Raw genomic sequence first — 23,432 nt, 5'->3', positions numbered from 1 at the left:
TAACCTCACTCGGGCGGCGTGACCTTCAGGCGATTGATGCGGTGTCGCCGACGCTCCAGAATCTCGAACGTGAAATCATGGAACCGGAAGACCTGGCCGATCTCCGGCAGGACCTGCGCCTCATAGATCACCAGCCCGGCAATCGTCGATGCCTCTTCATCCGGCAGGTTCCAGTCGAACCTGCGGTTCAGGTCGCGGATGGTCACGGAGCCCTCGACCTCGTAGGCGCCGTCCGGCAGCGGACGGACACCGGCCGTCACCGCGTCATGTTCGTCGGAGATGTCACCGACGATCTCCTCCAGGATGTCTTCCAGCGTGACGATGCCCTTCAGCGCACCATATTCGTCCACCACCAGCGCGAAATGCGCGCGCCTGCGACGGAACGCATTCAACTGTTCGCGCAGGGAAGCCGTCTCCGGCACGAACCAGGGCTCCCGCGCCACAGCGGTAATGTCGAGTGTCGCGGCATCACCATTGTTCTTCGACAGGGCGCGGGCCAGATCCTTGGCGTGCAGAACGCCGACGATGTTCTCCTGATCGTTCTGCCAGAGCGGAATGCGGGTGAAGTTGCTGTCCAGCGCGGCACCGACGATTGCCTCCGGCGGGTCGTCGATGTTCAGGGTCTTGATGCGCCTGCGATGCATCATGATCTCGGAGACGAACACGTCATCCAGCTCCAGGATGGAACCGAGCATGTCCTTGGCCGTCTTGCGCACGCCGCCTTCACGGTGATGCAGTTCGATCTGCCCGCGCAGCTCATCGGCCACGTCGTAGGTGTCGTCGCCGTCCTGCCTGGCGCCAATCACGCGCAGGGCCACACGGACAATGGCCTCGACCGCGATCACGGCCGGGGAGAGGGCGCGGACCAGAAAGGCCACGACGGGGGAGACGGCGAGGGCGAAACGGTCCGGGTTGCGGATCGCATATGTCTTGGGCAGCACCTCTGCGAAGATCAGCACCAGCAGCGTCATCGCCACCGTTGCAATGGCGACCGCGGCGTCGCCCACCAGCGCGATGAGCACACTGGTCGCCAGCGCAGAGGCGAGGATATTGACCAGGTTGTTGCCGAGCAGGATGGACCCGATCAGCCGCTCCTTGTCCTCTGTCAGTCTGTTGACCAGATGCGCCTTCTTGTTGCCCAGCCGTTCCATGTGATGCATCCGCGCCCGCGAGGATGCGGTCAGCGCGGTTTCGGAGCCGGAAAAGAACGCCGACATCACCAGCAGCAGGACAATGGCGGCAATGGAGAGAACCAGACTCCAGTCGATCGAGGACATTTCAGTGCCGGCGCTTTCCATCAGTTCGGTTCCGTTTCGAGAAAGGACTGCAGCCTTGCTGCATCTACATCGCGCGTGACGAAGGCTTCGCCGATGCCACGCGCCAGAACGAAGGTGAGGCGTCCGTCGCGTACCTTCTTGTCCTGTGCCATATGGTCGAGCAATCGCGTGACCGGAATATCGCCCAGACCCCGGTCTGACGGGCGGGTCGGCAGGCCGACGGCCTGCAGGTGGCGGCGCGCGCGCTCCGCGTCCTGTCCGGGGCAGAGACCCTGGCTGACGGAGAACTCCAGGGCCTGCACCATGCCGATGGCCACGGCCTCGCCATGCAGCAGGCGTCCATCATAGCCGCCTTCCGCCTCCAGCGCGTGGCCGAAGGTATGGCCGAGGTTCAGCAGGGCGCGCTGATCGTTCTCGCGCTCATCCGCCGCCACGATATCGGCCTTGGCCTGACAGCTTCTGGCGACGGCCTCCTCCCGTGCGGCGGGATCACCTGCGATGACCTCCCTGCCGTGGACTTCGAGCCATTCGAAGAACGCCCTGTCACCCAGCAGGCCGTATTTCACCACCTCCGCATAGCCAGCCAGCACCTCGCGCTCGGGCAGGCTGTCCAGGGTGGAGGTATCCGCCAGCACCAGGCTCGGCTGATGAAAGGCACCGACCAGGTTCTTGCCCTCTGGCGTGTTGATCGCGGTCTTGCCGCCGACGGAACTGTCGACCTGCGCCAGCAGGGTGGTCGGAATCTGGATGAAGCCGGTCCCGCGTCGCAGGATCGCCGCCGCAAAGCCGGTCAGATCACCGATGACACCGCCGCCCAGGGCCACGACCATGTCGTCGCGTCCGACGCGTTCCGATATCAGCCAGCGTGTCAGCCGCTCCAGTTGGGCAAAGTCCTTGGTGGCTTCGCCAGCGGGCAGCGTCAGGCAGACCGTCTCGATCCGCGCTGCGGCGCAGGCATCGTTCAGGGCAGGCAACTGGGCCTTCGCCACATTCTCGTCCGTGACAATGGCGATGCGGGGACGACGCAGAAGCGGGGCGATGAACTGTCCGGCCTGCGCCAGCACATCCGTGCCGATGTGGATGTCGTAGGACCGCGCACCCAGTGCGACATGCACCATGGCCGTCATGGCTGCACCGTACCGTCATCGGAACCGACAGGCTTTCCCAATGCGCTGATGATCCGGTTGACCACCACGTCATGGGTATCCCCGCCGCTTTCCACCATCAGGTCCGATGTCTCGTAGACCGGGTAGCGTTGCTGCATCAGCGCAGCCAGTGTCTCACGCTGGTTCCGCCCGCGCAGCAGGGGGCGGTCCGTCCGCTTGGCACAGCGCCGGACGAGGGTGTCCAGATCTGCCTTGAGCCATATGGAGGTTGCTTCGGCGGCAATGAGAGCCCGTGTTTCATCATTCATGAAGGCGCCGCCCCCCGTGGCGATGACCTGGCGGGGTTCGCTCAGCAGGCGTCTGATGACCCGGCGTTCCCCGTCCCTGAAATGCGCCTCGCCATAGCGATCGAAGATTTCCGGGATGGTCATTCCGGCCGCAGCCTCGATCTCGTCATCGGCATCGACGAAGCGCAGGTTCAGGCGCTGCGCGAGGCGGCGACCCACGGTACTCTTGCCCGCGCCCATCAGACCGACAAGCACCAGGGAGCGCCGGTCGTCTTCCCGGGCCTCTCCCGTGCCCTGGAACATCACGCCTTGAGCCGCCTCCCGAACCATGAAACTGCAGTGTCCTTCGTCGTTTTCAGTTGCGATGCAGCGCTGGTGACTGCAATTGAAAGCCTGTTACCCCGTCGATACACTGCCGACACCGTCCGTCAAGCTCTATAGGGTGATGGACAGCCTGTCCGACACCGTCATCGCACACCGACCGGAGTATCCCACGGCCCCATGCGACGTCTGTTCCTCTTCCTGTTCCTGCTGGTCATTGTGCTCGGTGCCGCCGGCGCCGTGTTTGTCGCCACTTGGGACATCCCGCCCCCCACGAAGGAAACCCGCAAGGTGGTCCCCGATGAGCGTTTTCCGCGTTAGCAGCCTGCTCGGGCTCTGCCTTTTCCTGCCCGTTCTGGCCCTGGCGCAGACCAGCGCCGATGGCGGACAGAATAGCGGCCCGAAATCGCTTCTGCCCGCAACGGTGAACTCCGGGGGCACCTCCCAGGCACCGTCGGACCAGAGTGTCACCTCCGGTGGAATCGTCATTGGTCGGCTGGATGCTCCGGGGGAAGCGGCGGCTGGCCTGCTCGGCCCTTCTTCCGGTGGCCTGGGGCTCGGTCTCTGGGAAGGGTCCGCCGCGGGGATCGTGCATGCGCTCTACGGGCGGATGCCGAGCCACTATGAATCGCCTGCGGCCCGTGATCTGGCGCGCCGCCTGCTGCTGTCCATCGGGACGCCGCCGTCGGGCAGCGACAGCGCCGCCCTGCTGGGGCAGCGCATGACCCTGCTGGTCACGATGGGGGAGGCGGATTCGGCGGTGGCGCTGGCGGAGGCCGCATCAGGCGGTGACCTGAACAATCCTGCCTACAGCCGTCCCCTGGCCGATGCCCTGCTGCTGAGCGGCGACGTCGAGCGTGCCTGTGACATCGTCGGTGCCCAGGTGCGGGGCGGCAGCCGTGATTTCTGGCAGCGTGCGTCGGTCTTCTGCGACCTTCAGGCGGGTCGGCGCCCGGACGCGGATCTGACCCGCACGATCCTGAACGAGACCGGGCGGAGCAATCCCGTCTTCGATGACCTCGCCGACGCGGTGGCCGACGATGCGACTGTCGAGCTGGAGGATGCCGCGCAGCTTTCGCCGCTGCACCTCGCCATGTTCCGTCTTGGACAGAAGGTCACCCTGAAGTCCCTTGCCGGGCTGGCACCTGCCGTCGCAGCGCGGCTGGCAACCCTGCCCCGGCTGACGACACCCCAGCGGCTCGATGCAGGTATTTCCGCGATACGCACCGGAACCCTGCAGCCTGCCGCCGTTACCCTGATCCTGGGCGCACCCGACGCGGACCTGAATGCCGACGATTTCCGTCTGGCGGCAGTCGCGTTCGCACGGGCGGAGGGCAAGCTGGCCCGAGCGGAGGCGATGCTCGCGATGTGGACGGTTGCCCTGTCGCAGGGCGAGGCGCCGATGGCAGCGGCCCTGGCCGCGCCGGCGCTGGAACGCCTGCTGCCCTCCATCGACCTGGCCTTTCTCGCACCAGCCGCGTTCCGCATGCACCTGCTGAATGGTGACAGGGACAGGGCGCGGGGCTGGCTGGAACTGCTGCGGCGCCGTGCTGCGGCCGGGGAGCGTGATGCCGTCCTGGCCCAGACCGCCATGCTGCCGCTTGCGCAGGTTTCCGGCATCGATCCGGCGAACAACAGGCGGTTGGGCAACTGGCGTGATGCCAACCCGGCGGGTGAGGGGGCAGATCGGCAGTGGCATCGCATCCTGTTGCTGATGGACGCTGTGGGGCGGCCAGTGGCGGAGGGACTCTGGACCGATGCGCTGCAGTCACCCGCGACAGATGGTGTACCGGGTTACGCGACAGACGCTGCGCTCTGGCGTCAGCTTGTGCTGGCGACCGGCGCGGGCCGGACGGGGGAGGCGGTTCAGGCTGCCCTGGCGCTGATGGGTTCCGCCGGGCCGGGCGTACTTGATCCGGTCGCACTTGCCAGTGTCGTCGGATCGCTGCGTCGGCTTGGTCTCGCGCCGGTGGCGGAGCGGCTGGCGGTGGAGGCGCTGATTGCCACCGAGGCCGGGCGGTCCGGTGAATGACGGTCGGCTGATCGACCTCTATCTCGACATGCTGGCGGCGGAGCGTGGTGCTGCCGCCAACACGCTCGCGGCCTATCGGCGGGATCTGAACGGCATTTCCGAGGGTCTGCCACGCGGGCGCAGTCTGCTTGATGCCCGGGCCGAGGACCTGAGGCGCTGCCTGCACGGGATGGTAAAGGCCGGGCTGGCCGCATCCACCCAGGCACGGAAGCTCTCTGCCATTCGCGGCCTCTACCGGTTTCTGGTGCAGGACGGACTGCGTTCGGATGATCCGGCGCAGGCCCTCGACGCGCCGCGCCTGTCACGCCCGCTGCCCAGGGTGCTGACGGTGGAGGATGTTTCCGATCTGCTGCACTGCGCGGCATCGAAGACAGATCACAAGGGTCTGCGCATGACCTGTCTGCTGGAGGTGATCTATGCCTCCGGCCTCAGGGTCAGCGAGTTGCTGACCCTGCCGCATCCCCCGCTAGGACCCGATCCCCGCTTCCTGCAGGTGCGGGGCAAGGGCGGGCGGGAGCGGCTGGCGCCGATGAGTCCCGAGGCGCTGGAGGCGCTGGCGCGCTATCTCGAGGTCCGGGAGATGTTCCTGCAGAAGGGCCAGCCGTCACCCTGGCTGTTCCCGTCCCGCGGGGCGAGTGGCCACCTGACACGGCAGGCGTTCGGGATCGCGCTGAAGCAGCTTGCGCGGGATGCCGGGATCGATGCCGCGAAGGTGTCGCCGCACGTGCTGCGCCATGCCTTCGCCAGTCATCTGCTGGCCGGTGGCGCGGACCTGCGCAGCCTGCAGAAGATGCTGGGCCATGCGGACATTTCCACCACCCAGATCTATACCCACGTGCAGGAGGCGCGGCTGACGGCCCTGGTGGAGGAGACCCATCCGCTGGCGCGACGGGGCCGGACCGGCTGACCGCCGCCGGGCGCACGGCAGCGAGTTCGCTTGTCTGCATGCGCGGTGGTCTGTAAGAGAGCGACAGAGGAAAATATTCCACAAACCAGGGGGGAATCCCGAAAATGTCCTTCAAGATTGTCGAACAGACCACGCCGCGCCTGAACCGTTGCGAGCTTGCCGTGCCGGGGTCGTCCCCGAAGATGTTCGAAAAGGCCGCCAAGTCCGACGCCGACGTGATCTTCCTCGATCTGGAGGATGCCGTCGCACCGGACGACAAGGCCTCCGCGCGCAAGAACATCATCGAGGCGCTGAATGACATCGACTGGGGCGACAAGACCATGTCGCTGCGCATCAATGGCCTGGATACCCACTACATGTACCGCGACGTGGTGGACGTGCTGGAACAGGGCGGCGAGCGTCTGGACCTGATCATGATCCCGAAGGCCGGCACGGCCTCCGACATCTATGCCGTCGACATGCTGGTGACCCAGATCGAGGCCGCGATCGGTCGCAAGAAGCGGATCGGCTTCGAGATGATCATCGAGACCGCGCTCGGCATGGCCAACGTCGACGAGATCGCCGCCGCGAGCCCGCGCAACGAGTCGCTGCACTTCGGCGTTGCCGACTATGCCGCCTCCACCAAGGCCCGCACCACGGTGATCGGTGGTCCGAACCCGCTCTATGGTGTCCTGACTGACCCGGCCGAGGATGGCGGCGCGCGTGACTATCACTGGGGTGACATGTGGCACTATGCGGTTGCCCGCATGGTGGTCGCCGCCCGCGCCAACGGCCTGCGTCCGATCGACGGCCCGTTCGGTGATTTCTCCGATCCCGATGGCTACAAGGCCCAGGCCAACCGTTCCGCGATCCTCGGCTGTGAAGGCAAGTGGGCCATTCACCCGAGCCAGATCGCAACGGCCAACGAGGTCTTTACCCCGTCCGAGAAGGAAGTCGCCAAGGCCAGGCGCATCCTGGAAGCCATGGAGCAGGCACAGAAGGAAGGCCGCGGCGCGGTCGCCCTCGACGGTCGCCTGATCGACATTGCCTCCATCAAGCAGGCCGAGGCACTGGTCAAGCAGTCGGAACTGATCAGCGGCCGCTGACCGGCCCGGAACTGCACTGCGCGCCGCAGGGTCCCGGTCCGGCCGGAGCCCATGCGGCGCGCTTGCTTCCTCCGATCCGGTTCATCCTTCGTCCGCACCACACTTTCTCCCCGCCCCGCCGTTCCCGTGTATGGTCGGCGTTGAGGCTGACGCAGGGCGGTCGTGTTTGGGGGGAGAGATACAGAGATGACCAGGCTGCTGGCCCTGATCGATGGATCGGTCTATTCGCGCAGTGTCTGTGACCACGCTGCATGGGCGGCGGCGCAGACCGGCGCATCGGTGGAACTGCTGCAGGTATTGGGGCGGCGCAATACGTCCAGCGCGCCGACGGACCTGAGCGGCAGCATCAATGTGGATGCGAAGGAGCATCTGCTGACCGAACTCGCAAATCTGGATCAGGAGCAGGCGCGGCTGACGCAGAAGCGGGCGCGGCTGGTGCTGGAGGAGGCGAAGCAGCGGCTGGAGCAGGCAGGTGTTGCCGATGTCACCGCACGGCTGCGCCATGGCGATCTGATCGAGAACCTGCAGGAGGCCGAGTCCGATGCCGATCTGGTCATCATCGGCAAGCGCGGGGAGGGTGCGGACTTCGCCAGACTGCACCTGGGATCGAACCTGGAACGGGTGGTGCGGGCCTGTCACAAGCCGGTCCTGGTCACGTCCCGCGCCTTCCGGCCGATCAACAGCCTGCTGATCGCCTTTGACGGCGGCGAGAGCGCAATGAAGGCGGTGCGCCACATCGCCCACGGTGTGCTGTTTCCCGGCACTGTCTGTCACCTGCTGACGGTCGGCAACCGCACCGACCAGGCCGAACGCAATCTGGAGGATGCCGCTACCATGCTGCGCAAGGCGGGCTACGAGGTGGAAACCGGCATCCGCCCCGGCCAGGCCGACAGCGTCATCGCCGCCAAGGTGGAGATCGACAGGATCGAACTGCTGGTCATGGGTGCCTACGGCCATTCCCGCATCCGCAGCCTGATCATCGGCAGCACCACCAGCGAGATGATCCGGTCCTGCCTTGTCCCGGTGATGCTGTTTCGCTGATCCTGAATGCTGAAACCACGACTGACTCATCGGGAGAAACGATGGAACTGACAATGGACCTGCTGCCGCTGGCTGCCATTCTGGTGGGCACCGGATGTGTTGCCGGTGTGCTGGCCGGCCTGCTTGGTGTCGGCGGCGGTATCGTCGTGGTGCCGGTGCTCTACACCATGCTGGGGCAGCTGGAGATCGATCCGTCGGTGCGCATGCATGTGGCGGTCGGGACCTCGCTGGCCAGCATCGTGCTGACCTCCATCGGCTCGGCGCGGGCGCATCATCGCAGGGGCGCGGTGGATACGGACCTGCTGCGGCGCTGGGGGCCGTTCATCTTCGCCGGATCCGTCTCGGGTGTGCTGATCGCCAGTCTTGTCAGCGGCGCGACGCTCACAATGGTCTTTGCCATCGTCGCGCTGATCGTCGCGGCCTACATGGCCTTCACCCCGGCCGACTTCCGCCTGCGGGACCGGCTGCCCGGCGGGGCCGCGGGGGCGGCGTCCGGCTTCGCCATCGGTGGCACATCAGCCATGATGGGCATCGGTGGCGGCACCCTCTGCGTGCCCTATTTCAACATCTTCGGCTATCCGGTGCATCGGGCGGTGGGTACGGCAGCCGCCATCGGCCTGATCATTGCCTTGCCGGGTGCCATCGGTTTCATCGTTTCCGGCTGGGGTGTCGCCGCCCTGCCGCAGGCGAGCGCAGGTCATGTCAACCTGCTCGGCCTGGTGCTGATTGCCCCCTTCGCCAGCCTGACCGCGCCACTGGGCGCGCGTCTCGCCCATGGGATGAAACCGCGTGCGCTGAAGCTTGCCTTTGCCCTGTTCCTGTTCGCGACGGCGGTCCGCATGCTGGCCTGAATGGGCCCAGATCTGGAACAGTCAGAGACGCCGAACCGCTCCGTCCTATCCCTTGATCGCGGCCTGGATCCGGCCTGCCATTTCCTCGATCGCCATCTGACCGTTGAAGATGTCGATGTTCTGCCCGTCCGGCCCCATGAAATAGATGAAGTTGGAGTGATCCATCAGGTAGTAGGGGTCGTCCGGCGTGTCGCTCGGAGCCTTGGCGTAATAGACCCGATAGGCCTTTGCGGCACGGGTCACCTCCGCCTCCGATCCTGTCAGGCCGACCATGCGCGGATGAAACGCCTCGACGTAGGCATGCATCTGGGCGACATCGTCCCGCGACGGATCAACCGTGATGAAGACCGGCGTCACCTTGGCCGCATCCGCGCCCAGTTCATCCATCACCGCCGCCATGTCCTGCAGCTCGGTCGGGCAGACATCGGGGCAGAAAGTGTAACCGAAGTAGACCAGTGACCAGGTGTCGTTCAGCATCGCCTCGGTCACCCGTTCCCCGTCGTCGTTGGTCAGGGTGAAGGGGCCGCCGATGGAAACCGTGCCGCTGGTCGTCACTCCACCCGCCTGCTGCGACGGTGCGCGAAGACCATCAACGATGACTGCCGCGCCGCCGATCAGCGCCGCGAGCACAAGGACCGAGATCCCGAAGATGCGTGTGCGTTTCATGGGAGAAGGATTTAGGCGCCCCCGTCCCCATCGCCTTCGTGGCATCCGGTCGCAGCAGGGGGCGGGACGGGCTGAACCTGTTCAACCCCGCGTGAAACGGCAGGCCATGCGCCGGGCCCCATGATCGGCGAGTGGCCGCGAGACCGATTGCACCAGCCTCGCTTTTCGTCTATCAGAGCGCCTCTGGCCCGCACATGCAGGCCACGCGGGACCCGTAGCTCAGCTGGATAGAGCGCTGCCCTCCGAAGGCAGAGGTCACAGGTTCGAATCCTGTCGGGTCCGCCATTAACCTTCTGAATAGACTTAAAATTCTTGTCACAGAACCAATGAGGATTGACGATCAAGCCTTTCGTGTCAGCACGATGTCAGCGCCGAGTCCGATTTCGCAATTTGTGATATGATGCTGGATGCCCTGTTGGCGGACCGCTCCCGCTGCCCCTAGAGAGCACCGCCAGCCGAATCCGAGTTACGACGGAGCGGATCGTGATAGAAGCAACGCAGACGCAGCCGGGCCGCCGGTCCCGCAACGAACGATTTGCACAGCTCATCGCCGCCGGGTGGACGCAGAGCGCCGCTTTCCGTGATGTCTGGCCGCATGCTCGCGAATGGAAGCCCGAGAGCGTACACACCGCTGCGTCGCGCAAGGCCGCCAAGGTTGCGCCAAGGGTTGCGGTGATTTCCGCCGAAGCCGCAGCCCAGGCCGGAGTGGCGCTGCAGGACATGATCCGCCAGGCGGACCTCGATCACGCTGTCGCCCGCGCCTGCCGGAACGCCTCAGCGGCCATCAAGGCGACGACGCTGAAGGCGAAGCTATGCGGATTGCTCGGTGGGGGTGAAGCGCAGAGGCGTGAGGCAAACGAAAAAGCCTTGGCGGACCTTCTGGGGATGCTTGATGGCCTCGACCGCCAGGCGGGGCAGACACCCCCCAGGGGGAGGACACCCTAGGGGCCCCAATCGGCAAGATCTGGCCGGGTTTAGGGGTCCCAGCCTCTCTAGTCCCCGCCAAGATTTCGAGGGATCGTCAATTGCCTTGGACAACCTGACACTCTTCCCCCGTCGAAACGGGAGCTTTGCAGTCGCAGAAGGCACGCAATGATCATGCATACAAGAGTGGCCGTCCTGCTGCCCATCCTGCTTTGGCAAGCTGCGGTCGCCGAAGAGATTGTCGGCCGGGCATCCGTGACGGATGGTGATACCGTCGTCATCCGGAGCGAGCGAATCCGGCTGCATGGTATCGACGCACCGGAGAGCGCCCAGACATGCGAGGCAGGGGGCAAGGTTTGGCGCTGCGGTCAACAGGCCAGTCTGGCACTAGCGGACAAGATCGGTCGCTTGCCGGTTCGCTGCGAGACCTTCCAGCGTGACCGCTATGGGCGTGCAATCGCCATCTGTCGACAGGGGCAGACCGACCTGAACAGGTGGATGGTCCGCAACGGCTGGGCGCTTGCCTACCGTCGATATTCGACCGACTACGTAGCGGCGGAGAACGAAGCCAAGAATGCCGGCCTGGGGATATGGCAAGGCCGCTTCGTTCCGCCATGGAACTGGCGTCGCGGAAAGCGGCTCGCGGTGACTTCTCCGGCGAGACCGGATACCATGTTGCCTTCTGGAGCAGACCGCAACTGCGGTGATTTTCAGACGTGGCAGGAAGCACAGGAGTTCTTCAAGGCGGCTGGGCTTGGCGACCCGCATCGGCTGGACCGCGACCGCGACGGCGTTGCGTGTGAGGGGCTACAGTAGCTGAGATCTCCCAGTCGCTGCAGGTGTGCGTGCGGGCATACTCGTTGATGCAATAAGGGACAGACGGTTTCGTCGGCTTGTTCCACGTGACGGGCGGTGTCGGCGCGAGTGGTGCCGTACAGAAAGCGGACGCGACCGTCGGCAATGCCAGCGCTAGGACAAGGACCAGGGCGAGGATGTGCTTTGGTTCTGTCGGCATGTCGTCTCTCCCGTCATTGTCCAGTATTCGGCCAACCGCTCACTGCAGCGGAAGCACCTGACCTGCAGACCGAGAGCGCCCGTGCGCTCCTGAAATGTCCCGCGCAACAACCGAAGACACTGCCGATGAGGCCCCGGCGTTCATGTTGCCGACATGACCGCTCTGGTCGGGTATCCGAGATCAAGCGTCACCGGCCAGTGGTTTCAGAGTCTTGGGTGCCGAGATTGTCGAAGAATGAGGCGACCATGTATGCGATCACTCCGTTCGGGCTGTCAGCACAACCATGGAGATTCATGTCGTCTGCCTAAGCATGTGCTGATGCCTGAGATAGCTTACTCCCCAATAATTGCGAGCAAGGTTCGACTGATTGCTATTGACGTCTATGTCTGAGATATTTCCAGTGGTTCTTGGAATATTATCAATCTGAGACGGACGCTACCCATCTGAAGGGGGGGATTAATGCAATGTTCCGGGTATTTTTGTTTGCTAGTACGTGCCTTTTATTGTCATGCGTAAACGTGGAGGGAATAAACAAACGTCTAGGCTCGTGGGTGGGATCCACTGAAGACAGTCTTATTGCTGCGTGGGGGCCGCCAAATCATTCCCATGAAACTGACAATAGTCGCTATCTGACTTGGTCGGACTCAGGTCAGGTAACGATACCAGGCACGCCTCCAAGTTATACAACCACAGTAATCGGCAATACGATTTATACAAATCCGATTGGCGGCACCGCACCCACCACAGTTAATTTTCGGTGCAAGATAACCATGACTGTATCTAAATCTACTGGCCGTGTAACATCTTGGAGATGGGAGGGCAATAATTGTTGAGTAGTAAATGGTATTTTCACCCATGCCGATGGCATTTTGGCTCAAGAAACTGCTCTCGCAGATTGATATTGTCTGAGTATAATCCTGTTATGAATTCAATGCGGCAATGAAGACGTGGTACGTCAGGTCGATAGTTCCCGCTATCTCCTTTCTGCTTTACCAAGTAACGGAAGTATGATCTTTGTAATTGTCGGCTCAGAAAAGCGGTGGAAAATCGAAACCGTCATGATGTCATCATCGTTGTAACGGCCAACATTATGGAGAGGTGGTTCGGTTCGTTTGAACAGTTTCGAGCCGTTTCTTAGGTGGATTTTCCGCTTGGTTATGCCGCCACCGGGATTGGTTGCAACTTGATGTGATATGCCTGATCGGGCGTTTGCCCTTCCAGCGATGAATGCGGTCTCCTTGTGTTGTAGAAGGCCAGGTATCGGTCGATGCCCTGTCGGGCGGCTGACACGCTTTCATAGGCGTGCAGATAGACCTCCTCGTATTTGACGCTGCGCCAGAGCCGTTCGACAAACACGTTATCGCGCCAAGCGCCCTTGCCATCCATGCTGATCTGGATGTCGGCGTCCTTCAGCGCCTTGATGAAGTCAATGGACGTGAACTGTGATCCTTGGTCCGAGTTCATGATCTCCGGCTTGCCATATCTGCGCAGGGCATCATTCAAGGCCTCCAGACACGGCGCTGTTTCCAGCGTCACCGACAGCCGCCAGGCCAGAACCTTGCGGCTGAACCAGTCCAGAACGGCGACCAGATAGACGAACCCTCGGGCCATGGGAATGTAGGTAATATCCATGGCCCAGACCTGATTGGGCTGCGTCACGGCCAGCTTGCGCAGCAGGTAGGGATAGATCCTGTGACCGGGCGCAGGCTTGCTGGTGTTCGGTCTGCGATAGAGCGCCTCAATGCCCATCGTTTTCATGCAGGTTGCCACGTGCAGCCGCCCGGCCGTGAAGCCTTCCTGCCGCAGCAACCCTTTCATCATACGGCTGCCCGCGAACGGGTAGTCCATGTGCAACTCGTCAATTCTGCGCATAAGCTTGAGGTCCGCCGCACTGGTCGGGCGCGGCGCGTAATACAGGCTGCCCCGGCTGATCCCGAGAAGCCGGGCTTGCCGTGTCAGGCTCAGCCTGTGGTCCGGGCCCGTCATTTCCTTGCGCTCGGCAACAGACCGGCCTTGTCGAGCGCGCCCTCTAAAAAATCGTTTTCCAGCGCCAGCTGGCCAATCTTCGCGTGCAGGGACTTTACGTCGATCTGCGGCTCTTTCGCGGCCTTTGGCGTGTCATCGAAGACACCCGTTACGCCCTCAAGCAGCTGATCCTTCCACTGCTTGATCTGATTGGGATGCAGGTCGAACTGCGTCGCCAGCTCGCTCATCGTCCTGTCGCCCTTCAGCGCCGCCAATGCGACTTTCGCTTTGAAGGCAGGGCTGTGGTTCCGCCTGGGTCGTCTTGTCATCTTCGCTCCTTCGTCCCGGCAACGCTGCCGGATTGGGAGCAGAAAATCCACCTAACTCAACTGTCCAGATTTGTCGGGCCACCTCTCCCGACAACCGCTCCGGCGCAGCCAAGCCAGTAGAGGACATTACCGAGCCTAGCGATCATCCTTCACGCCATCCTTCTTGAGCGGCGGCTTCACAATCTTCTGTAGCGTGCGTTCAAAGGCTTCCTCGCTTTCGTCCGCTTCCTGTTCCTCCCGCCACCGTGTTCCTTTCAAGCTTCCAACCAGACTGAAGGGGCATCGGGATGGCCGTCGCAAGTCTACGCAGATTCCGAGGCTCTGAGCCATCGCCATCATGCTGGCGTCTTCAAGACGCGAAATTTCGTCGCGCATCCGCATATAGGTTCTCCAATACATCCCCTTCGGCTTGCGGGACATCGGCTGGTGGAAGCCTGGCTCGCCACCGATCTTCTGCCGCAAGCTGTGCGCCTTCTCGGCTATCCGGTCCGGCAAGCTTTGGCTCTGACTGCGATAGGCCAACCCGTAGGCATTGCGACTGCCGAAGACGGTTCCACCAGGCGGGAGATACAGTTTTGCAGCCCGGTCGTTCGACAGCGGGCACACAAACCACCGGCGCAGGCCACCATAGTTAGGCACCGTGGTCGTTATCTGGATCGCGTATTCCTTCGGCAGGTCATTGTGCCTGTATTTCAATCGCAGCCAGCCGCAGCCCTGCTCCGGCAAGCTGGACTCATACCCGATGGTAGCAAGAACCTCTCCATCACGCTGACTGCTCCAACTCAGCACGCCCCGAACATGGCGCAGGGGCCTGATGCTCTCTTGCCGCAGCAGAAGGCCCAAGTCCAAAGTCAGACTGTCCTCGACCACCGGGCGGGTATCCCACCTGTACCAGTGACCTGACCCAGATCCGCCCATAACGCCCTCCAGATTTTCCCGAAATCATCAAGGAAATACACTACCAGCCGCCTTTTCCGTATATTCTCCAGTTGAGTTGCGAGACAAGGCTGATGGGGCACAAAAGCTGATGAAACTTGGTCTGACGGCGATTCTGGTTCTTTCGACAATGCTTTTGTCTGGCTGCCAAACCGCGCCGAAATCGTTCACCGGGCCGACAGGAGAAACGATCAATACGGTTCGTTGCACGACGGACCCGACAAGCTGTTTCGAATCGGCTTCCGAGGTGTGTGCGGGAGGCCGTTACAAGGTCGTTAGTAGCTATCGCAACGCCGGGGGACTTTTCGCCGACATACTCCCTGGTCCGGTCACTTGGTACACGATGAGCGTGGTTTGTGGAGAATCTGACGGCGCCATGCCTCAGTTTCCGCTGCGCGGTACCGAACCGGCTATGCCGCCTCCAACACCAGCACCGGCACCGGCTGCCATTCAACGACCTTCCACGACAACGTGTGTCCGAACCGGCTCTGTCGTGTCTTGTACGAGGCAGTAGAATTCTGATCGTTGCGCCTGAACTTTGCGTTTCTGCCGCTATGGAGCCTTCCGGAATATATGCGCACGGGTGAAGCCACCACGTCCTGCACCACGCCGTTGCCGAGCGGGAACCGGTAGGGAATGACGGCCAAAAATGGTCGCTCGCCAGATGCAGCTTTGTAACGGCTTTACCGTATTCTGCCCGCGCGGTTCCCGGCGCGTTCTCCCGCCAGCTCCAGCACGTCTGAGCACGTCGCATCAGGAAAATCTATCGGCCCCTCCTGAAGCGCGACCTGGTTCCGTCTGAAGGCATACCCGCCAAGGCATCACCTTCTCCCGGCACCACGACAAATATCCGCTCACGCGACTCCGAAGGCACCTCACAGGGCCGGTGGCATCAAAGCGCGGTGACAGGGCCTTTTCGATTCACCGGCGCTCCTGCCCCCTTTCAAATGCCGCTTGTTCACTAAATGTTCTCATGCCATCGTCGGGCATGGACGAGATTGACGACAAGCACCTGACAGAGACCATCGCCTATGCCCTGTGGCGCTCGTACACGCTGCGGATGAAACGGCGGAGCCTGGACGAGGCGCGGGCATGGGCGCAGCACGTCACGGCCCACCTACGGACCTGCGGGATGATTGTCAGCCGTCATCCGCCGAAGCAGGCACATTCAACGCCAAAGCTGCACGACACCCCAGAACCCGACGCCAAGTAGGCAATCTACTCGCCCGCGACATGGGGATTGCTCCACCCCATCTCCTGCGAAATCACCGCGTGGCGGTTCCGCTCGGCGTCGTCAACGGGATCTGCGGCTGACCAGCCTTCAAGCATCGTTGTCATGTCGGCAGGGACAACCACGCCGTAACGGTCGCGCATGTAGAACCAGACGCGGGCAACGTCGCCCCTGATGCTTTCCATCGGTTCGGCCATGCCCCGCCGCTGAGCAGGTCCATCGCCGTCCGTCACCACCTCGAAGTCACATGCACCATATTCGCGCGGTTCGTCCGGGATGATGCCGAAGGGCCTGGCGCTGCGGTCGCCGTTCAGTTCACCGATCGCAGGCACAAGGTTGAACAGGTCGCCCTCGGCTTCCTCATAGCCCGGTATCTGACGGCACTCGTCGCGACTGGCTTCCTGGCAGCCGAAGCCCGTTGCAATCCAGTCCGCCGGGACAACGTGCTCCCGCTCGATGCGCATGGTCCGGGCGTTCGGCTTGCCCTTGCGGGTGATGTCGGGTCCGCCATTTCTCTCCGGAAATTTTCAGACAGGCATGGTGTCTCATCGCCCGAACCGTCGAGCGCGATTCAGCCTATTTCTTGGTGTGCACGTAGACGCCGGTCCATTCCTCTTCAGGCGGGGAGCGATGCAGCTTGCGGGCGCGACGCGCCATGATGCCGGCGGCGAGGTTGGTCGGATTCCTCTGCGACAGATCCATGAACCGGCGGGACGCCTCGTCGAACGCGCCGTTCATGTAATATCCGATCGCCTCCTCGTAGGCGTCCCGGTCTGACAGCCGTTCCGGGGCGACCTGTCCCTTCTCCCCCATCAGTTCGAAGATGCGGGTGCTGCTGGTGCGGCCGACCACCGAAGCCCGGTCCAGGAAGCGCCATTCGAAACGGTCGCCGGTCGCGTCACGCAGCGCCTCGCTGCCCATGATGCTGATGCCGTAGAATTTGCAGAGACCTTCCAGCCGGCTGGCGAGATTAACGGTGTCGCCGATCACCGTGTAGGAGAACCGGTCAGCGGTGCCGATGTTGCCGACCAGGACCTCGCCGACATCCAGTCCGATCCTGGCATGGAACAGCGGCCTGCCTGCGGCCTCCCGCTTGATGCGGTCCTGCACCAGCAGTTTCTGTCCCTCGATGGCAGCCAGGCAGGCTGCGACCTCGTGATCCGGTGTTTCTATCGGGGCGTTGAAAAGCGCCAGGATGCCGTCGCCGATATACTTGTCGACCGTGCCCTGGTTTTCGGACAGGGAGTCGCGCATCAGGGAGAAATAGTCGCCCATCTCGTCAACGATCTCTTCCGGCGTCAGCTTCTCCGAAATGGCCGTGAAATTGGCGATATCTGAGAAGTAGATTGTCATCCGTCGGCGCTCTCCGCCAAGTTTCGCCTCCTCGCCGGAGATGATCAGCTTGCGGACCAGATCCGTGGGCACATACCGCCCGAACGACCGAAGGCTGAGCTTCATTCTCTCCTTCGAGTGATCGAGAATATCAAGCTCCTGGACGATCGTGTCGAGCATCTGCGTGTCGGTCAGGCTGAACTGACCGATGTTGTTGAACTCCACGACCAGGTGATTGACCGCTCGCCGGATCCGGTTGGCCAGAAGCAGGATGATTGCACTCAGAATCACCACCAGAATGCCCGTGATCGCCGCCATCTCCTGATTGGTGCGGATCAGTTCGCCCACGAAGTCGTCGGTGGACGCGACTGAAAGGACACGCCAGTCCTTCCGGAACCGGTCGGGGAACGGCATTTCCCTGATGCTGAGCTGGCGGCCCTGGGAATCCTCGAAGACATAGGATGAGGTCTTCGCCAGATGCCGCAGATCGTATGACTCGCGGATGGAGATGTCGTCGATGCTGGCGACACCTGATGTGACGGCACCCTTCTGGCCAGTGTTGAGGAGCCCCAGATCGGAACTCGCGATCAGATTGCCCTGACCGTCATAGATGATCGTGGTGCTGTTCTCGCTGATCCGGTTGTTGTCCAGATAGTCGGAGATGTTCGACAGGGTCATGTTGGCGCCGACAAAGCCGATGAACTTGCCGCTGCGAACGATCGGGAAACCGAGCGAGATCACCCTGAAACCCGTGTCGGGATTGATGCTGGGTTCGCCGATCGCCAGCCTTCCCGTGTCCCGGGCTTCGATGTAGTGGGGCAGTTTCCGGATATCGAGATCGGTCGGGACGGAATAGGCCGCGAGGCTCTCGCCGCCCCAGGTCTCGAAGAACTCCCGGTGGCGCGCCCTGTCTTCACCTGCCGAGAATTCATCAATGTAGCTGGAGTGCCAGTTGGCTGTCTCCGGTATCCGTGAATCGGACTTTCGGCGGTCCGCGTCGATGCGCGACACCACCCGGTGAAAGCCGTTCTCCAGACTGACATAGATGGCATCGATCTGGTTGGCCGCCCTCAAGCTGCGCCAGAGCACCTGACCGCCGCGGCTGGACTTGAAATAGACCGGGCTCATGGCTGCCGAGTCCGCCACGACGGCGATGACATGACCGACCGTCTCGATCATCTCCGCGGAGGCCAGGACCGTCTGGCTCATGTTGCGGGTCACCTGGCGCTCCAGGTTCGCAAGTGCTGAGGCCTCGTTGCGGCTGTAGCCGTAGATCAGGACGCCCAGCATCGGCAGGATCGTGAAGACCAGAAACATCCCGAGCATCAGGATGCTGAGACTGATGCGGACCCGTTTGCGCAGAACCTTGGCGTGTACCGCCTCCATATTGCGTCCCTCCCAGGAACCAGACTCGTGGTTGGACTCAGACGCTACACGTTCCGGAAACGTGCCCGAGAGTATCGCGGCGACCGGACTGCCGCCACAGCGCACGTCAATCGCCGGCCCCTTGAGGTATGATCACCCCACAAAGTCAGTGATGCCGGAAGCAAATGCAACTTCCGGAAGCTTTCGATGCCCATCAAGGCAACCGGAGCGTCCTGTCTCGGGTGATCAGGTCGGCGATTCGCAGACAGCGGAGTGCCCGAATCCTGCACCGGAGCGAAGTCCGCGTGCTTGCAGCGCTGGAATCAGCTTTCGAAGGCACCGGCACCATGCCTGGTCAGGTACTCGGCCGGTCAGGTGCGTGGTTGCGGAGCGTGGCGATCGCGGCGAGGCGCTTGGTTCAGCGAGATTGCCCGGGCTGCAACTATGGACGTCAGGTGCGCTGAAGACTCTGGAGATAGGCGCAGAACATGTCGGCCATGGCGTCCGCGTGAGCCTTGATCTCCGTCGGCGTTCGTGACCTCTCCGAGAAGCTCTTGCCGACCGTGCTCAACGTTGTGGTGATCAGGTCGCCGGCCAGGTCGCGCATCGCGTTTGTGGTCCCGGGCAGGACCTCGCGCATGAAGGTGTCGAAGATGCGGTCTCCTGCCGCGCGGACCTCCTGCGCCTCGGGTCCATCGCGATAGAGCGGAGCTGCGTCGTTGAGCGCCACGCGCACGGCGGCTTCATCACATTCCGAGCGGATGAAGGCGTGGACCAGGGTTCGCAGACGCTCGAATGGCGGCCGCGTGCCGTCATCGAGGATCGCACTGAGCATGTCGGTCGTCTGCCGCCACTCGTCGCTCTGGAGCCGGAAGAGGATTGCGGCCTTGTTCGGGAAGTACTGATAGAGCGAACCGACACTGACGCCGGCCTTCTCGGCCACCCGAGCCGTGGTGAAGCGCTGCGCGCCTTCCTTTGCCAGAACCTGAACAGCCGCCTCGAGAATCGACGATACGAGTTCGGCCGAGCGCGCCTGTCTAGGCTCTTTCCGTGAGGAAATCCGGGGTGTTGAGCGGTCTGTCACGCGGCGCTCCGGGAACGCGAATAGGAAACGCGAATGATTAATCGTATTTTCAGATCAACACAAGAATGCACCCACTTCCGACCGGAGACCCCCAATGACCACCCTGACAACCGCACCGCTCGCGCCCCTGCTGGAACGCCTGTTCAGGGAGGCCGCCGCGACGACGAGCCCGGCATTGGCCGAAATCTCCCGTGACGAGCGGGAACGCCTCATGCACAGCAAGACGGACTATCTCGACCTCTACGGACGCCTGAAGGATCTCTGGCTGCCCGTCTCTCGCAAGACCGCAACGCTGCTCTACATTTTGGCGCGAAGCACCCGCGCCCGGACCATCGTCGAGTTCGGAACGTCGTTCGGCATCTCGACCCTGCATCTGGCTGCCGCGCTCAGGGACAATGGCGGCGGCCGCCTGATCACCAGCGAGTTCGAACCGTCCAAGGTGGCACGGGCATGGGAACATCTGTCTGCGGGTGGTCTCGCCGACATGGTGGAGATCCGGGAAGGCGATGCGCTCAGGACGCTTGCGGTCGATCTGCCGGAGACCATCGACCTGCTGCTGCTGGACGGTGCCAAGGCGCTTTATCCCGAGATACTGCATCTGGTGGAGACACGGCTTCGGCCCGGCGCGCTCGTCGTTGCGGACAACGCCGACTTCTGCCCGGAATATCTGGCGCGCGTGCGTTCCGCCGACAGTGGCTACATGTCATTGCCGTTCAACGCGGAAGTCGAGCTGTCCATGCGTCTCGGCTGACTCCTGTCCGATCCCCGGACAACAGCCAGGTGAAGGCCCCTCCGTCAATGCCTGGCCGACGACGTGAAGATTTGCGGGCCAGGTCGGCGGGATCGCTGTCAGGAAAGGCCTACAGCCTGTTGTGCCGTCCGCCGCCGGTGGGGAAGGCCTGGGCGTAGCCGATGCCGAGGATGGTGGCGTACATGATGGCGACCGCCGGAATCTGCAGGCTGAAATCAACGAGGGAGTGCAGCGCGACGAGCGCTGTGGCAGCGAATCCTATCGCCGGGTAGGACGCGTCCTGCTTGCGTCTTCGCATGCCTGCCAGGCTCGTCAGGGCGATCCCGCCAATGACGACGACCACCACGATCAGGGCCGGAATGCCCGCATCGGCGGCGAATTCGAGATAGCTGTTGTGGGCCTTGGAGATGGAATAGACACCGCCGAAGTCAGCATTCTTGTAGCGCTGGAAATAGCTCTCGAAGGCACCCGCACCATGCCCGGTCAGGGGTTCGTCGGCGATGGCGCTGATGGTGCGCTGGAACAGCCAGGTGCGACCGCCCAGCTCGCCGGCCTCCGCCTTGTCGACCTTGCGTTCGAAGGTGCCGGTCCCCGCCGCGAACAGCAGGACCGAGGCGGCGAGTACAACGCCACCGGCGACCATGCCCCAGCCCGGAATGCGCCGCCAGCGCCACAGGTGCGCCACCACCAGGGTTGCCATGCCGACGCCGGTGGCGACCAGTCCTGCCCGCGAATGGGTCAGGATCAGGGCGACGCCGATGATGGCCACGGCCACCAGGATCAGGCCGGCGCCGACGCGCGACAGGTCGGTGCGGCGCGTGCGGATGACTGGCTCCGCCTCGTCCCGGCGCAGCATGCGCAGGGCCATGCCCAGTCCTGTCACCATCGACAGGCCCGCGAAGGTGGCAAAGCTGTTGCGATTGACGAAGGTGGAGGTCAGGGCATCGAGATAGGCCCACTTCTCGAACCAGAGAATGCTGTCGGTGCCGAGCATCTCGTTGGCCAGGCCGTAGAGCGCATAGAACAGGCCCACCAGCAGCACGCCGAGACTGAGGGCCTGCGCATTGTCGCTGTCCCGGCCGGTCTGCACCGCCAGCCAGAAGATGCCGCCATAGGCCATCATCCGCATGGCCGTGGAGCCGGTGTCGAAGGGGGCGACGGAGATTGCCCCGCGGGTCGGTTCCCCCAGCCCGGCGGCAAGGTCCCAGAACGGATGCCAGAGGAACTGGGGTCCCGATGCCTGGAACAGCAGCCAGGCAATCACCAGCCCCCAGAGCAGTGCCGGCCAGACCGCGTCGCGCCCCTGCAGACGGAACAGGGTCGGGCGGACGGAGGCCAGCAATCCCCAGGCGATGATCAGACCGCCAACAACCAGCGCCATGAGGCTCCAGCTAGCCGGGCGGTTGCTGCCCAGCGGCAGGGGCGCCAGCGCCATGACGAGCAACAGGCTGAACAGCATGAACCTGTCGATCAGGATCGTCATCATCCTGCCCGGTACTCCGGGGCCTGTCGGTCAGTAGGCATTCTGGTTCACGAAGCCCACGAACAGGGTGCGTACCAGGATCTTCAGATCCAGCCACAGGGACCAGTTGTCGATGTAGTAGAGATCGTACTGGACGCGCATTTCCATCTTGTCGGGGGTATCGGTCTCGCCCCGCAGGCCGTGGATCTGGGCCCAGCCGGTGATGCCCGGCTTCACCTTGTGGCGTCCCAGGTACTGATCGATGATGCCGGCATATTCCTCGTTGTGGGCGACGGCATGGGGGCGGGGGCCGACCAGCGACATGTCGCCCTGCAGCACGTTGAACAGCTGGGGCAGCTCGTCGAGGCTGCTCTTGCGCAGGAAGGCCCCGATGCGGGTGATGCGCGCATCCCCCTTCGTCGCCTGCTTGCCGCCGCGCGTGTCGCCGACGTCGTTGCGCATGCTGCGGAACTTGTAGACCGTGAAGACATTGTTGTTGAAGCCATAGCGTTGCTGGCGGAACAGCGCCGGTCCGGGGCTGTCGAGCCGGATCAGCAGCGCGATCAGCAGCAGGATCGGCGAGATCAGGATCAGGATCAGCAGGGCCAGTATCCGGTCCTCGATGGCCTTGACGATGTAGCTCCACCCGGTCAGAGGTCGTTCCTGCACCACGGTCAGGGGCAGGCCCCCGACATTGTCCACCCGGCGATCGGCCAGGCGATAGGCCAGGGGCTCCGGTGCCAGCGAGACATCGACGGGCGCTTCGCGCAGCCGGTCCAGCACCTTGGAAATCCGCTCCTCCCGCGCCCAGGAGATGGCGACGACGATCTCATCGACCGGATTTGCGCGGACATAGAGCAGCAGATCGTCAAGATCACCGAGAACGGAAAGGCCCGCAACCTCGGTGGCCGTTTCGTCCTCATCGACGGCAAAGGCGCCCACAAGCTGGACACCGCTCTCCTTGCCGCTGGACTGCACATGGCCGATCAGGCGGCGGGCGGAATTGCCGACACCGACCACGACCAGATTGCGCTGCAGCAGCCCCGACCGCTGCCAGGCCAGCACCTGCCAGGTCAGCCACGTGCGGAACAGTGTCAGCCCGACGGATGCGAGCACCAGCCAGGTCGCCAGCCAGATACGGGAATATTCGGCGGAGGTCTTGGAGAAGAAGCCGATCACCAGCAGCAGGACCGCAACCGCTATCCAGGCTCCCAGCAGCCGCGTCAGATGCCCGCCGATGTTGCGGATCGTGTCCAGCCGGTACAGCCCGGCGAAATGAAACGCATTGGCGGCAAAGAACATCGACAGCCCGATGGCCGAGAAATAGATCACGGGCGGATTGGCGGAGTCATGCCGGATCCAGTAGGCGGCCCAGCCGACCAGCAGGATGATCAGCAGGTCCATCACGCGGGTGGAGCCAAGCACGACCGACGGTGAGGAAACCACCATGCGCAACCGTCTGCTC

21 protein-coding genes and 1 tRNA gene are annotated in these 23,432 nt (G+C 63.2%); 11 read left to right on the top strand and 11 right to left on the bottom strand.

What is annotated here, in order from left to right; genetic code table 11:
- Positions 1-5 precede the first annotated feature (5 nt).
- From QGV54_RS12530 to QGV54_RS12520, 3 genes are read right to left on the bottom strand one after another with little or no spacing between them, the layout of a single operon-like run.
- Entirely contained in the window at positions 6-1,298 is a 1,293-nt protein-coding gene (locus QGV54_RS12530; protein WP_281016481.1) for an HlyC/CorC family transporter, read from the bottom strand.
- Entirely contained in the window at positions 1,298-2,404 is a 1,107-nt protein-coding gene (gene aroB / locus QGV54_RS12525; protein WP_281016482.1) for a 3-dehydroquinate synthase, read from the bottom strand. The genes QGV54_RS12530 and aroB overlap by 1 nt, the downstream gene beginning before the upstream one ends.
- Complete coding sequence (locus QGV54_RS12520) at positions 2,401-2,973, bottom strand: shikimate kinase (RefSeq protein WP_281016483.1); 573 nt, start codon at positions 2,971-2,973, stop codon at positions 2,401-2,403. The genes aroB and QGV54_RS12520 overlap by 4 nt, the downstream gene beginning before the upstream one ends.
- Before the next feature lie 198 nt (positions 2,974-3,171).
- Here QGV54_RS12520 and QGV54_RS12515 point away from each other — a divergent pair, with 198 nt between their 5' ends.
- The 6 genes from QGV54_RS12515 to QGV54_RS12490 all read left to right on the top strand — a co-directional run bounded on the left by QGV54_RS12515 (position 3,172) and on the right by QGV54_RS12490 (position 8,907).
- Positions 3,172-3,312, top strand: coding sequence for a hypothetical protein (locus QGV54_RS12515; RefSeq protein ID WP_281016484.1), 141 nt, complete (start codon positions 3,172-3,174; stop codon positions 3,310-3,312).
- Positions 3,293-5,023: a hypothetical protein gene (locus tag QGV54_RS12510; RefSeq protein ID WP_281016485.1), complete on the top strand. Its 1,731-nt coding sequence runs from the start codon at positions 3,293-3,295 to the stop codon at positions 5,021-5,023. Before QGV54_RS12515 ends, QGV54_RS12510 begins: the two co-directional genes overlap by 20 nt.
- A complete protein-coding gene (locus QGV54_RS12505; protein WP_281016486.1) occupies positions 4,992-5,930 on the top strand; it encodes a site-specific tyrosine recombinase XerD in 939 nt (312 codons plus the stop codon). Before QGV54_RS12510 ends, QGV54_RS12505 begins: the two co-directional genes overlap by 32 nt.
- A gap of 104 nt (positions 5,931-6,034) precedes the next feature.
- Entirely contained in the window at positions 6,035-7,015 is a 981-nt protein-coding gene (locus QGV54_RS12500) for a CoA ester lyase (RefSeq protein ID WP_281016487.1), read from the top strand.
- A 186-nt stretch (positions 7,016-7,201) separates the two neighbouring features.
- Entirely contained in the window at positions 7,202-8,056 is an 855-nt protein-coding gene (locus QGV54_RS12495) for a universal stress protein (protein WP_281016488.1), read from the top strand.
- A 41-nt stretch (positions 8,057-8,097) separates the two neighbouring features.
- Positions 8,098-8,907 carry a sulfite exporter TauE/SafE family protein gene (locus QGV54_RS12490; RefSeq protein WP_281016489.1) on the top strand — a complete coding sequence of 270 codons (810 nt, stop codon included), beginning with the start codon at positions 8,098-8,100 and terminating at the stop codon, positions 8,905-8,907.
- Between the two features lie 45 nt (positions 8,908-8,952).
- Here the strand turns inward: QGV54_RS12490 and QGV54_RS12485 are convergent, their stop codons facing one another.
- The gene (locus tag QGV54_RS12485) at positions 8,953-9,573 is read right to left on the bottom strand and encodes an SCO family protein (protein WP_281016490.1); all 621 of its coding nucleotides are present in this window, start codon (positions 9,571-9,573) and stop codon (positions 8,953-8,955) included.
- Positions 9,574-9,781: 208 nt separating this feature from the next.
- Here QGV54_RS12485 and QGV54_RS12480 point away from each other — a divergent pair.
- The 3 genes from QGV54_RS12480 to QGV54_RS12470 all read left to right on the top strand — a co-directional run bounded on the left by QGV54_RS12480 (position 9,782) and on the right by QGV54_RS12470 (position 11,313).
- A tRNA-Arg gene (locus QGV54_RS12480) sits at positions 9,782-9,858 on the top strand.
- 198 nt (positions 9,859-10,056) lie between these two features.
- Complete coding sequence (locus QGV54_RS12475) at positions 10,057-10,518, top strand: hypothetical protein (RefSeq protein ID WP_281019929.1); 462 nt, start codon at positions 10,057-10,059, stop codon at positions 10,516-10,518.
- A gap of 147 nt (positions 10,519-10,665) precedes the next feature.
- Positions 10,666-11,313 carry a thermonuclease family protein gene (locus QGV54_RS12470; RefSeq protein ID WP_281019928.1) on the top strand — a complete coding sequence of 216 codons (648 nt, stop codon included), beginning with the start codon at positions 10,666-10,668 and terminating at the stop codon, positions 11,311-11,313.
- Between the two features lie 1,354 nt (positions 11,314-12,667).
- On the opposite strand, the gene QGV54_RS12465 is transcribed toward QGV54_RS12470, so the two are convergent.
- Positions 12,668-13,806 (bottom strand): IS3 family transposase gene (locus QGV54_RS12465; RefSeq protein WP_281015974.1). Its coding sequence is split into 2 segments (ribosomal slippage): positions 12,668-13,542 and positions 13,542-13,806, totalling 1,140 coding nucleotides; the frame shifts between segments, so codons are not numbered across the junction.
- A 135-nt stretch (positions 13,807-13,941) separates the two neighbouring features.
- The gene (locus QGV54_RS12460; RefSeq protein WP_281019927.1) at positions 13,942-14,676 is read right to left on the bottom strand and encodes a hypothetical protein; all 735 of its coding nucleotides are present in this window, start codon (positions 14,674-14,676) and stop codon (positions 13,942-13,944) included.
- A gap of 1,054 nt (positions 14,677-15,730) precedes the next feature.
- On the opposite strand from QGV54_RS12460, the gene QGV54_RS12455 reads away from it, so the two are divergent.
- Positions 15,731-15,955 carry a hypothetical protein gene (locus tag QGV54_RS12455; RefSeq protein ID WP_281019926.1) on the top strand — a complete coding sequence of 75 codons (225 nt, stop codon included), beginning with the start codon at positions 15,731-15,733 and terminating at the stop codon, positions 15,953-15,955.
- A 5-nt stretch (positions 15,956-15,960) separates the two neighbouring features.
- On the opposite strand, the gene QGV54_RS12450 is transcribed toward QGV54_RS12455, so the two are convergent.
- The 3 genes from QGV54_RS12450 to QGV54_RS12440 form a co-directional block, all read right to left on the bottom strand.
- A complete protein-coding gene (locus QGV54_RS12450; RefSeq protein ID WP_281019925.1) occupies positions 15,961-16,437 on the bottom strand; it encodes an endonuclease in 477 nt (158 codons plus the stop codon).
- A 112-nt stretch (positions 16,438-16,549) separates the two neighbouring features.
- Positions 16,550-18,691, bottom strand: a complete 2,142-nt coding sequence (locus tag QGV54_RS12445) for an adenylate/guanylate cyclase domain-containing protein (protein ID WP_281019924.1) — start codon at positions 18,689-18,691, stop codon at positions 16,550-16,552.
- A gap of 430 nt (positions 18,692-19,121) precedes the next feature.
- The gene (locus QGV54_RS12440; RefSeq protein ID WP_281016509.1) at positions 19,122-19,754 is read right to left on the bottom strand and encodes a TetR family transcriptional regulator; all 633 of its coding nucleotides are present in this window, start codon (positions 19,752-19,754) and stop codon (positions 19,122-19,124) included.
- A 94-nt stretch (positions 19,755-19,848) separates the two neighbouring features.
- On the opposite strand from QGV54_RS12440, the gene QGV54_RS12435 reads away from it, so the two are divergent.
- Positions 19,849-20,505 (top strand): class I SAM-dependent methyltransferase, encoded by a 657-nt coding sequence (locus QGV54_RS12435; protein WP_281016510.1) that lies wholly within the window; start codon positions 19,849-19,851, stop codon positions 20,503-20,505.
- Between the two features lie 109 nt (positions 20,506-20,614).
- Here the strand turns inward: QGV54_RS12435 and QGV54_RS12430 are convergent, their stop codons facing one another.
- Positions 20,615-21,991: an O-antigen ligase family protein gene (locus QGV54_RS12430; RefSeq protein WP_281016511.1), complete on the bottom strand. Its 1,377-nt coding sequence runs from the start codon at positions 21,989-21,991 to the stop codon at positions 20,615-20,617.
- Positions 21,992-22,018: 27 nt separating this feature from the next.
- Complete coding sequence (locus QGV54_RS12425) at positions 22,019-23,416, bottom strand: undecaprenyl-phosphate glucose phosphotransferase (protein WP_281016512.1); 1,398 nt, start codon at positions 23,414-23,416, stop codon at positions 22,019-22,021.
- Positions 23,417-23,432: the final 16 nt, after the last annotated feature.

It is taken from the genome of Minwuia sp. IMCC3060 (genome assembly GCF_029909435.1).
GTDB lineage: Bacteria > Pseudomonadota > Alphaproteobacteria > Minwuiales > Minwuiaceae > Minwuia.
The sequence above is the reverse complement of the archived record's forward strand: the minus strand, read 5'-3'. Positions and strand labels throughout refer to the sequence as shown.